Origin of the sequence: Achromobacter agilis, assembly GCF_900496965.1 — a bacterium.
GTDB lineage: Bacteria > Pseudomonadota > Gammaproteobacteria > Burkholderiales > Burkholderiaceae_B > Achromobacter > Achromobacter agilis.
The window spans coordinates 115,181-126,644 of the sequence record NZ_UFQB01000006.1; the positions used below are offsets into that span (position 1 = coordinate 115,181).

The 11,464-nt window shown below is 63.3% G+C and carries 14 protein-coding genes and 1 pseudogene; 4 read left to right on the forward strand and 11 right to left on the reverse strand.

The genetic code is table 11. From position 1 onward, the window contains the following. Nucleotides 1–114 precede the first annotated feature (114 nt). Both AGI3411_RS09460 and AGI3411_RS09465 read left to right on the forward strand, forming a co-directional pair. Nucleotides 115–762, forward strand: a complete 648-nt coding sequence (locus AGI3411_RS09460; RefSeq protein WP_129527122.1) for a BON domain-containing protein — start codon at nt 115–117, stop codon at nt 760–762. A gap of 31 nt (nt 763–793) precedes the next feature. After that, on the forward strand, nt 794–1,777 hold the full coding sequence (locus AGI3411_RS09465; protein WP_129527123.1) for a zinc-binding alcohol dehydrogenase family protein: 984 nt from the start codon (nt 794–796) through the stop codon (nt 1,775–1,777). A gap of 92 nt (nt 1,778–1,869) precedes the next feature. Here the strand turns inward: AGI3411_RS09465 and AGI3411_RS09470 are convergent, their stop codons facing one another. Next, a complete protein-coding gene (locus tag AGI3411_RS09470; protein WP_129527124.1) occupies nt 1,870–2,517 on the reverse strand; it encodes a BON domain-containing protein in 648 nt (215 codons plus the stop codon). Between the two features lie 364 nt (nt 2,518–2,881). Here AGI3411_RS09470 and AGI3411_RS30075 point away from each other — a divergent pair, with 364 nt between their 5' ends. Both AGI3411_RS30075 and AGI3411_RS09475 read left to right on the forward strand, forming a co-directional pair. Next, complete coding sequence (locus AGI3411_RS30075) at nt 2,882–3,037, forward strand: hypothetical protein (protein WP_165359122.1); 156 nt, start codon at nt 2,882–2,884, stop codon at nt 3,035–3,037. A gap of 68 nt (nt 3,038–3,105) precedes the next feature. Beyond that, nucleotides 3,106–3,720, forward strand: a complete 615-nt coding sequence (locus AGI3411_RS09475; RefSeq protein WP_129527125.1) for a lipid-binding SYLF domain-containing protein — start codon at nt 3,106–3,108, stop codon at nt 3,718–3,720. A gap of 37 nt (nt 3,721–3,757) precedes the next feature. Here the strand turns inward: AGI3411_RS09475 and AGI3411_RS09480 are convergent, their stop codons facing one another. The 10 genes and pseudogenes from AGI3411_RS09480 to AGI3411_RS09525 form a co-directional block, all read right to left on the reverse strand. Further along, complete coding sequence (locus AGI3411_RS09480) at nt 3,758–5,503, reverse strand: PHA/PHB synthase family protein (protein ID WP_129527126.1); 1,746 nt, start codon at nt 5,501–5,503, stop codon at nt 3,758–3,760. Continuing rightward, nucleotides 5,496–5,909, reverse strand: a complete 414-nt coding sequence (locus tag AGI3411_RS09485; RefSeq protein WP_129527127.1) for a hypothetical protein — start codon at nt 5,907–5,909, stop codon at nt 5,496–5,498. The genes AGI3411_RS09480 and AGI3411_RS09485 overlap by 8 nt, the downstream gene beginning before the upstream one ends. 149 nt (nt 5,910–6,058) lie before the next feature. Then, nucleotides 6,059–6,793, reverse strand: coding sequence for a helix-turn-helix domain-containing protein (locus AGI3411_RS09490; protein ID WP_244240304.1), 735 nt, complete (start codon nt 6,791–6,793; stop codon nt 6,059–6,061). A gap of 196 nt (nt 6,794–6,989) precedes the next feature. Then, complete coding sequence (locus AGI3411_RS09495; protein WP_129527128.1) at nt 6,990–7,643, reverse strand: response regulator; 654 nt, start codon at nt 7,641–7,643, stop codon at nt 6,990–6,992. Then, nucleotides 7,640–8,728 carry a PAS domain-containing sensor histidine kinase gene (locus AGI3411_RS09500; RefSeq protein WP_129527129.1) on the reverse strand — a complete coding sequence of 363 codons (1,089 nt, stop codon included), beginning with the start codon at nt 8,726–8,728 and terminating at the stop codon, nt 7,640–7,642. The genes AGI3411_RS09495 and AGI3411_RS09500 overlap by 4 nt, the downstream gene beginning before the upstream one ends. A gap of 125 nt (nt 8,729–8,853) precedes the next feature. After that, entirely contained in the window at nt 8,854–9,372 is a 519-nt protein-coding gene (locus AGI3411_RS09505) for a flavodoxin family protein (protein WP_129527130.1), read from the reverse strand. 19 nt (nt 9,373–9,391) lie between these two features. Beyond that, a complete protein-coding gene (locus AGI3411_RS09510; protein WP_240633388.1) occupies nt 9,392–9,829 on the reverse strand; it encodes a CBS domain-containing protein in 438 nt (145 codons plus the stop codon). Nucleotides 9,830–9,961: 132 nt separating this feature from the next. Continuing rightward, nucleotides 9,962–10,825 (reverse strand): annotated as a pseudogene (locus tag AGI3411_RS09515) (cation transporting ATPase C-terminal domain-containing protein); the annotation flags it as partial. Next, nucleotides 10,780–10,959 carry a hypothetical protein gene (locus AGI3411_RS09520; protein ID WP_129527131.1) on the reverse strand — a complete coding sequence of 60 codons (180 nt, stop codon included), beginning with the start codon at nt 10,957–10,959 and terminating at the stop codon, nt 10,780–10,782. The pseudogene AGI3411_RS09515 and the gene AGI3411_RS09520, both read right to left, overlap by 46 nt. A gap of 15 nt (nt 10,960–10,974) precedes the next feature. Continuing rightward, the gene (locus AGI3411_RS09525) at nt 10,975–11,433 is read right to left on the reverse strand and encodes a universal stress protein (protein WP_129527132.1); all 459 of its coding nucleotides are present in this window, start codon (nt 11,431–11,433) and stop codon (nt 10,975–10,977) included. Between the last annotated feature and the right edge of the window lie 31 nt (nt 11,434–11,464).

The window sequence follows — 11,464 nt, forward strand, 5'->3', positions numbered from 1 at the left end:
ATATGTCCTGGAGGCCCAGGCCAAGAATGGGGAATCATCATATGGCCGCAACCGGGCTCGGCGATTCCGAATTGGGCTGGACTTGGTTCAACCGCGAGCATTCAGGAGAGCATCATGATCGATGCGGAACTGCGGGACAGGGTGCAGAGGGCGCTGGAATTCGAGCCCAGCGTCAATAATCTGCATATAGGCGTGGTGGCGGAGAACGGCGTAGTGACGTTGACGGGGCATGTCAGCACTTTCGCGCAGAAACTGGCCGCCGAGGAAGCGGTTCAACGCGTCAAGGGGGTCCGCGGAATCGCTCAGGAGATCGAGGTGCGGATGGCTGCGGACAAGCAGCTTGCGGACGACCAGATCGCCGCGCGGGCGCTCAGCATCATTGCCTGGGATTCGACGATTCCCGATGGCAAGGTCCAGGTGTCCGTGCACAAGGGCTGGGTGACGTTGAATGGCTCCGTCGAGTGGTTCTATCAACGCGAAGCGGCGGCGCATGCGGTCCACAAGCTTTCAGGCGTGACTGGCGTATCGAACCTGATCGAAGTGGCGCCCTCCGTGCACGCGGGCGACATCAAGCGGAAGATCGAGGAAGTGCTGCTGAGCAGTGCGCTGGTCGAGGCCAACCGCGTGGAAGTCAGCGTGCATGACCATAAGGTCGTACTGAGCGGCCGGGTCAATAGCTGGGTTGAACGTGGCGCCGCGGAGCGGGCGGCCTGGGCGGTGCCCGGTGTGGTCGAAGTGCAGGACAAGCTGGCGGTCGGCTAGGCCGACGCCGCGGCCGACCAGGGCGCCCGCCATGAAAAGCATGGTGCAACGGGCCGCGGGCGAGCCCCTGACCCTGGAGCACGGCGCCACGCCCGAGCCGGGCGGCGGCGAGGTGAGGCTGAGGGTCGAGGCGTGCGCCGTCTGCCGCACCGATCTGCACGTGGTGGATGGTGAGCTGCCGGGCCTGCGCTATCCGGTCACGCCGGGGCACGAGGTGATAGGCGTCATAGAGCAGGCGGGCTCTGGTGTCGACCAGGGCATGGTCGGGCTGCGCGTCGGCGCGGCGTGGTTGGGTAAGACCTGTGGCCAATGCAGCTATTGTCTGTCAGGGAAAGAAAACCTCTGCGATTTCGCGGAATTCACCGGCTATACGCGGCCTGGAGGCTTTGCCTCGCATCTAATCGCGGATGCGCGTTACATATACCCGGTGCCGCGGACCCGCAGCGCGGTGTCTATGGCGCCCTGGATGTGCGCGGGGCTGATCGGCTGGCGGGCGCTGCGTGCGGCGGGCCAGGCGCAGCTGCTCGGCGTGTACGGATTCGGGTCCGCGGGCCAGGTAGTGGCGAAAGTCTGCGCCTGGCAGGGCCGGCGCGTCTATGCCTTTACGCGCGCAGGGGATGCGGCCGCGCAGCAGCATGCCCTTGCGCTTGGCGCCGCATGGGCGGGAGACAGCGCCAGCGAACCGCCGCAGCCGCTGGATGCCGCCATCATCTTCGCGCCAGTTGGGGATCTCGTCCCTGTGGCGCTGAAAGCGGTACGCAAGGGAGGTTGCGTAGTGTGCGGCGGAATTCACATGTCGGATATTCCATCTTTTCCGTACCGACTGCTATGGGAGGAGCGCCAGCTTGTATCCGTGGCTAACCTGACCCGTGCCGATGGGCGGGAGTTCATGGATGTTGCCGTCGCCTCCGACGTGCAATGCGACGTGCGCATATATCCTCTTGAAGAAGCGAACGCGGCGTTGGATGATGTCCGCATGGGTCGTATCCAAGCAACGGCAGTCCTGATTCCTTGAAAGGCGCGCAGAAGAAGGCGCGGGCCGAACTCGGGACCGCCTGCTTCTCCGCCCCGAGATCAGGGCAGAGAAGGCTGGACTGCGCGGCGCGACTAGCTGACTACAAGCTTGTCCTCGACGCCTATCACGCTGGGCGTGCTCCAGGCCGCTTGTTCAGCCGCGTGCCGGTCCGACCAGCTCCGTACCCTGCCGGTCAACGTGACCTTTCTGTCGTGTACTGCTACCTGAATATCATGGGCTTCCAATTCAGCGCTACGTTGTAGTGCCCTTTGGATTCGTTCTTTGACGTCGTTGATCTGCACGCCGCCGTCCAGCTTGATTAGATTTGCGACCCCTTTTACCCCCGACAACCGTCGCACGGCGCTCTCAGCCGCGGCGCGTTGGAAGTTCCAGCTGACTTCTCCGCTCAAGGTCACCCAACCCTGTTGGACTTTGACCTGTACTTTATTGTCGGGAACGGAGACGTTCCAACCTATGCTGTTGAGCGCGCGCTTGGCTAGTTCGTCGTCCGAGTTCCCTTGCTCATATCCCGTTCGAACCTCGATGTCCTGAGCAATGCCCTTGACCCCTTTGACATGCGCCGCGACTTTCTCGGCATCGTATTTTTCGCTGTAGGTGCCGACGTGTCCTGTTAGGGTGACAACGCCCTGAGACGCTGCAACGCCGATGCCGGTTGCATCGATGCGGGGATCGAACTCCAGTGCGTCTAGGACGTTCCGGCGAAGTTCTTCGTCTTTCATGATTAATCTCCAAACACAATCAAGAATGGAATGCAAAGCGCCTGAGATCCGCATCGCGCCTTTTGTGCTCAGCGGCTCAGCATTTGAAGTTTCCGTCGAAACGGCGTTCGTATATTGACAAACGTCAATCGAAAAATCGGGCCCTTTCGCGCACGTTGTTCCCCGGTGCGGTCCAGCTGGTCACCACCGCGTCAGCATCGAGTTTGTGACTTTGGTCAAACGAAATGCTGGTGGAAGGCTCAAGATGGCATACATGCGCGCGGCCTGCCGACAGGGAGGGCCTAGCAGCGATGTCCGCAGTTTTCATCTACGCCTTTATCAAGGCGCCGCCTAGCTGGCGCGCCCCGATGTTCTGGAGACCAACATGCAACAGTCTGCCAAAACCCCGTTCGCCAAACAGGAAAAGGAGCGTTCGGATGCCAAGAAAAACGCCGAGCAACAGCGGCAGAAGGCCGAAACGGCCGAGTTGTTGGGGCGGCACAAGAATACCGGCCAGAAGGACCACAAGGGCGCACGCTGAAACGGCGGCCGGCGCTGTGGTGAACCGCGCAGCCGCGAGCCGGCAAACGCCGCACCCCTGGAGGAGTCATGAAGACCCGCGTCCTTGCCATATGGCTTCAACTCCTCCTGGTCATCGTGCCGGTTGAAATCGCCTTTGGACAGCCGGCGGATTCGCTTTCGTCGGTATCTCCCGCCATACTCAAGCGGGTGGACCAGGAGGCGGAGGCGGCGCTATCGCGTCTTTATCTTCAATCGCACAAAGCCCAGGCGCTGATTGCGCGTTCCTTTGGCGTGCTGGTCGTGCCTGCGCTGCATGCGGATGGCGGCATCCTGGGAATGGCCTATGGCCGGGGCGTACTGATCGACGCGGTGGGAGGGCGCAGCTATTACAACGCCATTGCCAGCCCCCCGGGTTCGGTGCTTGGGCTGGACGGAAAGGCGCTGATCCTGTTTTTCTCCACCTACGAGGCGTTGCGGGCGTTCCAGGCTTCCCCCGGATGGGTGGAGGGCGCGAGCGGAACCATCCAGGTCCTGGACGAGACCGCCATGGCTGGACGCAATCTGGTCATCGAGCCGATTGCGGGTTTTATCCTGTCGGACGCCGGGTTGGCGCGGGGGCTCGCGCTGAAGGGCATTCTTTTCATCAAGGTGCCTATCTTCATGTGCGCACAGGAGAACGGGGCTTGCGACGCGGCGCCCTGAAGATCTTGATCGTGCGCCGCGGCGGCAACCCTGCTGGTCAATTCTGAAGCACGAAGAGCCCTGGGGCAGGCGTCAAGGAGGCGCGGATGGCCCCGGGCTCGCCCAGGGGGCGCAGGCCCGGCTGCGCGGGACCGGAGTAGGCATCGAGCCAGGCATGCCAATCAGGCCACCAAGACCCGGCGCGCAGGCTGCTGCCGGCCGCCCATTCGTCCGGGCCGACGCGCAGCCTGTCCATTTCGCCTTGCCTGACGCGGTGCCAGCGCCCGGGGTGCCCGGGCTCGCTGACGACGCCTGCGTTATGGCCGCCGCTGGCGAGGACGAAGCGGATGTCGGCGTCGGTCTGGTAGTGGATCTTGTATATGGACTGCCACGGCGCGATCCGGTCGTTTTCGGTGCCCAGGGCGTAGATGGGCACGCGGATGTTGCGCAGGGCGATAATGCGGCCGTCGACCTGGTAGCGGCCGTCCGCCAGCTCGTTGTTCAGGAAGAGCTTGCGCAGATACTCGGCATGCATGCGGTAAGGCATGCGGGTGGAGTCCGCGTTCCATGCCATCAGGTCATTGGGCGCCGTATGTTCGCCCAGCAGATACCTGCGCACGGCGCGCGCGGCCGTATCGCTGACGGGCCGCAGCGACTGGAACGCGGCGGACATCTGGCCGGCTGAAAGGTAGCCCTGCGCCCACATCAGGCTTTCCAGCAAGTACACCTCGCTGGCATCGATGTACAGTCCCAGTCCGCCCGGTTCGGTGAAGTCGGTTTGCGCCGCCAGAAGTGTGAGCGTGGCCAGGCGGTCGTCCTTTTTTCCCGCCATCGCGGCGGCGGCGATGCACAGCAGGGTACCGCCCAGGCAGTAGCCCACGGCGTGCACGCGGCAGCCTGGCACGATGCGGCAGACGGCGTCCAGCGCAGCCATGAAGCCCATGTGGAGGTAATCGTCCAGGGACAGGTTCCGGTCCCGCGAATCCACATTGCGCCAGGAGATGCAGAAGACTGTGTAACCCTGCGCGACCAGATGTCGGATCAGGGAGTTTCCCGGCGACAGGTCCAGCACGTAGTACTTCATGATCCACGCAGGGGTGATGAGTATCGGCTCGGGGTGCGCTGTGGCGGTCGACGGCTCGTACTGGATCAATTCGATGAGATGATTCCTGAAGACGACCGCGCCGGGCGTGACCGCCACGTCCTTGCCTACCTGAAAGCGCTCCGTCCCTTCCTCGGGGGCGTGACTCAGCCTGCGCTGCAGATCGGCAAGAAAATTCATCTGGCCGGCAATCAGGTTGCGGCCGCCTTCAGCCAGGGAGCGTTCCAGCACGACGGGATTGGACCACGCGAAGTTGGCTGGCGAGAACATATCGCACCATTGGGCCGCGCAAAACGACACCAGATCCGCGTGGTGGGCGGCGACGCCGGGTACATCCCTGGTGGCGTCCATCCACCATAGCCGCGCCGATTGGAACGCGTGCCACCACAGGCTGAAGGGTTCGCGCTGCCAGGCCGGCGGCGCTTGCGCGCTGTCGGCCGCTGGCGTGGAAGCGCTTCGGTTCACGCCGGTCCAGGGCAGGGCGGCGTGCCGGCACAGCGCCGCGGCTTCAGTGCCGCATTTCAACCCCAGTTTGAGCTGCTTGCCGGGCGCGGTGCAAAGGTGCATCCACCAATCGGCGAGCGCGAGCGCGAACGCGGCCGGCGAGCCTCCGCCCGTGGCTTGCGCGATCAGCGCTTCTTTCCAATGGTTCAGCGCCTGGAACGGACCTTCTTCAGTTTGCCAATTCCTGACGCTACGCATTCTTGCCGCCGGCGGAACTCGTCGCGTTGCCGTTGGCGAGAAACTGGCCGACGTCGAACGCGACCTCCGAGACGCGCTCCTGCCACGGATTCTTGCTGTCTCTCAAGGTGGCGGACGCAGAGGCGGATGCCGCGCGGGCGATCTTCTCGATCTCGCGCAGGTAGTCCAGTTCACGCCCCAGCAGATCGGCGGCCAGCTTCTGCTGATAGGAGCAAATCGCGGCTACCGTGGACATGGATTCCATTTCGGCGTGCGCCTGCTGCGCGAAGGCGAGCATATCCTTGTCGGTCTTCAGCTGCAGGGCGCGTAGCTGCCGGGCGCTGTCGAAATAGTTCTCGGCCATGGCCAGCGCAGTATTCAGGCCATACTTATACAGTGCCAAATAGGGCTCGTAATCCGGTTGCATGACGAGTTCCTCCGTGAGGGTAGAGGGAGTGCGGCAACGGCGTCCGCCGGGCGCGACCTGTTCAGAGTAGGATCTCCTGCCCGGACCGGCTTGACGAAACTCAATTCGCGGCCAACTTTAGGGAGATGGTGGCGCGTCCGCCTGTGGTGTCATCCACAACTGATCTTGCGGAGCGCTTCGATGTTGCGGATTTCCAATTGCCTTCTGCGCACGCTGACCAGGGCGGCATCCTGCATGCGCGCGAAGACCCGGCATACTGTTTCCACCTTCATGCCCAGATGATTGGCGATGTCCTGGCGTGTCATCTTCAGAATGAACTCTCGGGGCGAGTACCCGTTTGCCACCATTCTCTCGGATATGCCTATCAGGAAGTGCGCGACGCGTTCCTCGGTGGTCATGCACCCCAGGGCCATAAGCAGCTCGCGGCCTTCATTGATGTCATGGGAGATCAGCCGGTTGAACTGCTGGGCGGCGATGAAGTTCTGCCGGCAGTTTCCCATCAGTTCGCAGAAGGGCAGGATGCAGACGAGGGAATCTTCCAGGGCGATCGCATCGCTGGTGTGCGTACCGGTTTCGATCGCGTCCAGCCCCAACACGGCGCCGGCGACGGGAAATGCGGTGATCTGTTCCAGGCCGGACGGATTGGTGGCCCGGATTTTCACGGACCCGGAGCGCAGCCAGTACAGATTCTGCAAAGGATCGCCTGCGCGATAGATGGACTCGCCCTGATGGACCAGCCGGCGGGCGTGGGGCGTGGCCGCAGGCGCCAGGCCTGCGTCTCTGTCGGCGTGGCAGATACGGGCGAGAGGGCAGACTTCGCAATCGCCCATCGTCTCGGCGCGTAGTGCCAATCGGTTTGCGGAAGACGGCGAGAGGGTATCCATGATGGCGCCTCACTGAGTCGGACTGCCGGGAATCCGCGTGGAGCAGGCGGGCGCCTGCCCCACGCGGATGTACGGACCCAGTATGCGTGGCCGCGGTGCTTCACGCTATCGGCGCATCCCGCCAGATTGGCGTGGTGTTTGCCTACGGCTGTAGGAATATTCCTACTTGGGTTGACTGCCGCGCCCCGGCGGCGGTTCAGGCGTCCGGGCTGTCCTTGTCGTCGATCAACCGGTGCCGGATTGCATAGCGCACCAGATCGGACTGGTTGCGCAGCTGCATTTTGACCAGGATGCGGCATTTATAGGTGCTGATGGTCTTGACGCTCAGGAACAGCAGCCGGGCGATGTCCGAGTTGTTCAGGCCCGAGGCCAGATGCCGGAACACCGACAGCTCACGGTCGGACAGCAACAGGTGGGGCAGGGCGCCAGTATCGCCGTGCCGTTCGAAAGCAATGCTCTCGGCCAGGGACTGGCTCAGGTACCGGCCTCCGCCCGCAACCTTGCGCACCGCTTCCACCAGCTCCTCGGCGGCACTGTCCTTGGTCAGATATCCCGCTGCTCCCGCCTTGATCGCGCGCACGGCATACTGCTGTTCCCCATGCATGGTCAGCACCAGTATCGGGATTTTCGGGTACTCATGCCGGATCTGGCGGATCAGGTCCACGCCGTCACGGCCGGGCATGGACATGTCCAGCACCAGCAGGTCCCACGGGCGCTGGGCCATCAGCTTCAAGGCTTCTGATCCGTTGCCGGCCTCGCCTTCCACCGAGATGTCGCCGGCATGTTCCAGCAGGCGTCGTAGTCCCGCGCGCAGCAGCGTGTGGTCATCGGCCAGAATGACGGTGATCACGCGGCCTCCCAGCTGGATTCCGGGGGTTGCGCGGGCATCTGCGCATGCAGGCGGAAGCCCCCTTTTTTCCGCGTATGTATCGTGACCTCGCCGTTGAGCAGCCGGACTCGTTCGCGTATGCCCTGCAGGCCCAGCGACAAGGGCAGTTTCTTGGCCAGGCTTTCCGGGGCGGCGCCCACGCCGTTGTCCTGGACGGTCAGCTCGCACGCCGATTCCGTGCAGCGCAGCCGCAGTTGCACCTTGGTGGCCTGGGCATGCTTGGCGATATTGGTCAGCGCCTCCTGGACCACGCGAAACAGCGTGGTGGCTACCGGCTTACCGGGCTCCGCCGGCCCGATGTCGATTTGCGCTTCCACGTCGATACCGTATCGGGAAACGAAATTCGCCACCAGCCATTCGACCGCGGCGGCAAGCCCCAGATCGTCCAGCATGACCGGGCGGAGGTCGGAAGCGATGCGCCGCAACGAAGCGAAGGTTTTCTTGATCAGGCGCCGCATGGCGCGCACGCGGGCGCGCATGTCGTGGTCGTCGGGGGCGAAGCCGGCTTCCAGCTGGGACAGTTCCATGGTCAGCGCGGTAAGGGTCTGCCCCAGATCGTCATGCAACTCCCGGGCAATATGCTTTTTCTCCTGCTCGCGCACATGCAGCAAGGCGTTCGAAAGACGGGTCAGTTCGTCGCGGGACGCGCGCAGCGCCTGATCGACGCGCTGCCGCTCGGTGATGTCCCGCAGGAAGATGGAGAGGAATATGCCTGCCTCCGTCTTTGTCTGGGAAATGGAGGCTTCCATGGGGAATTCTTCCCCGTTGGACCGCAGACCCCATAACGGTCCGCCCAGGCCCATCTGGCGTTCGGAAATTCCAGTGAGCTTGAATCGGTCGACGTGCCGGGCATGGGCGGTGCGAAACCGCGCGGGAATGAGGGTGTCGAGGTGCGCCCCTATGGTGTCGTCCGCAAGGCAAAGGAAGACACGCTCGGCGGCCGGGTTGAACATCACGATGCGCTGGCGCTCGTCTATCGTGATAATCGGCTCGGTGGCGGATTGGATGATGTCGAGCAGTGGCGGCGCGCTGAACGTGTGCTTCATTGCGGGAACGTGCGAGGAGCCAGCCCTGAGGCGGATAGAAAATTATTGCAGCACACATTCCCGCGCCGCGCTACTGGTGAGAGCGAGGTAATACGAACGCACTAGCCCTTGTAGAAGGGGAGCGATCAATCGACGGCGGGCAATACCGGGTCGTCCCATGCCGCCGGCGCCGCCGCCCGGATTTGCTCCCGGAAGCGGCAAAGGGACGCGTCGCACTCTTCGGCCAGCACGTCGTACTGTTTCAGGAGCAGGATGGAGCGCGGCTTGGACCCGACCAGGGTGGCGATGTCGTCCACGGCGCGAAAGCCGCCGAATCCGGACATTACGCAGATGACGGAGTAGACCTTGATCAGGCGTCCCTGCATTTTCAGGAAGGCCCGCATGGGCGCCGCCAGCGACCGCAGCCAAACCGGCGCAATCAGGATGACGTGGTCGAAGCTATCCAAGGCCGGGCCTTCATAGCGCACGTCCGGGCAGCGTTTGAGCAGGCTGTCGACGATGCAGCGCCAGTCGCCGCTCAGGCCGAATCTGGGGACGGCATCGCGGATCTCATAGGCCGGCCAACCGCTCAGGGAGGCCAGGCGCTCGGCCGTCGCGCGGGCGGTGCCGGTGCGCGAATAAAAGAAGATTCCGATGCGCTCCATGCTGCCTCCCTTCGGGTGCTCAGCCTTCCTGGTCCAGCAGCGCGCGCAGGATGTCCCTGCGGCTGACCACGCCGACCAGCTTGCCGCTGCGGGTAACCGGGACGCGTTTGATGCCGCGCTTGAGGATCAGGTCGGCGATCTGGGCCAGTTCAGTGTCTTCTTCCACTGTGATGACCGGGCTGCTCATGACGGAGGCGGCCGTCTGCTCGCCCAGTTGCAGGCTGTGCAGGAACTCCAGGTTCAAGGCCTCGCCTTCGGCGAGCAGGGCCAGCCAATGATCCACTTTTTTCTGATGCGTGCTGTCCTGGCGCCTGACCAGGTCGCCTTCGCTGACCAGCCCGATTAATTTGCCATCGTCGCCCAGCACCATCACCGCGCTGATGTTCTTGTCCAGCATCGCGCGCATGATCTGGGAAACCGGCGTTCTCGCCGTGACGCAATAGGGGTCTGGGGTCATAAGATTCCGCGCGCGCATGTTGCTCTCCAGGACGTCAAAGGCGCAATTCGTAGGTCGAGTCCGACGTTTCCATATTGAGCCTGCTGAGCCGGCGCTCCTTGACATTGATCAAGCATGCGCTGCGTCGCGGCGCTATTCCCGGCGCGCGAACCGCGCAAGGAAGAACCTGCGCTTGATCTCATGGACGGCGGCCAGGTAGCAGACGACCAGGGGGGCGAGCATGAGGTAGAAGAGCGGCGGAGGGGATACGGAGGAAAAGGAGCCGGCCAGCGGCCCCAATGGCAGCCAGAGCGCCGCGGCCACGACCAGGAAGCAGGCTGCCGCCAGCGCGCCCTGCGGCCGGCTGCGCAGCGGGTTGTGCCGGGTCCGGATGACAAAGATGACCAGCACCTGCGTGCAAAGCGATTCCACGAACCAGCAGATCTGAAACTCGGCTTCCGTGGCCTTGAGCACATGCAGCAGCAGATAGAAGGTGATGAAGTCGAAAGCGGAACTCACCGGCCCGATGACGAACATGAACTGGCGGATCAGGCCGATATCCAGGCGGCGCGGGGAGGAGATATCCTCCGCGTCCACGTTGTCCAGGGGAATGGGCAATTCCGGCAGGTCGTACAGCATATTGTTCAGCAGGATCTGCACCGGAAGCATGGGAAGAAAGGGCAGGAACAGCGCCGCGCCAGCCATGCTGAACATATTTCCGAAGTTTGAGCTGGTACCCAGCATGATGTACTTGAACACGTTCATGTAGGTGCGGCGGCCCTCCACATCCACGGTACGGTCCAGGCGTATCCGCGCTTCGGTGAGCGTCCCGGTCTTGTCCATGCAGAACACATCCATGGTGCCCAGATTCTGGATGACCGGAAGCCGCTTGACGATGACGTGCTTGCGCGCCAGTCTGATCGCCCCTCTGGCCAGAGTCACCGATACCACCATGGGCAGCAGTTCCGGCGTCAGTCCCACGGCCAGGGCGATGGCGAAAAGAAAGGACTCCAGCCATGGCCGGGCGCCGCCAATGCCTGCCGGCGGGATGCCTCCTGGGAGTCGAGGCCTTGGCTGGTGCAGCCCAGGCGCGCGTAGAGCGCCTGCTCGTCCTGGTTCCACCAGGGATAGACGTCAGGCCGTTCATCCATCGGACCTCCGCGAGGTCACGCGGTGTCGGCGGGGGCTCGTACCAGCAGGACGGGCACGGGGGCTCCCCGCAGGATTCCTTCCGCGCTGCTGCCCAGAACCATGCGGCGCACGCCCCGGCGGCCGTGCGTGCCGATGACGATCAGATCGGCCTTCCAGCTTTCCGCCTCAGCGATCACGCGCTGCTGCACGGTCTTGTCCAGGTTTTCATAGAGCACGCCTTCCACGATGATGCCTTGCTCCCGGACCGCAGCCATGCCTTTTTCAAGGATCTCGGCGCCGCTTTTCCGGAGCAGATCCAGCAACTCGCCGGCATAGTAGCCATAGGAGTCCACAGCCAGGGCGAACGACAGCTCATCGATTACATGAATCAGGCGCAGGCTGCCATGAGTGAGTTGAGCCAGGCGTATCGCTTCGTTCAGACCCAGGTCCGAGGTGGCGCTGCCGTCGATGGGTACCAGTATGCGTTGATACATGACTGTCTCCGGAAGAGGGGATGCGCAAAGT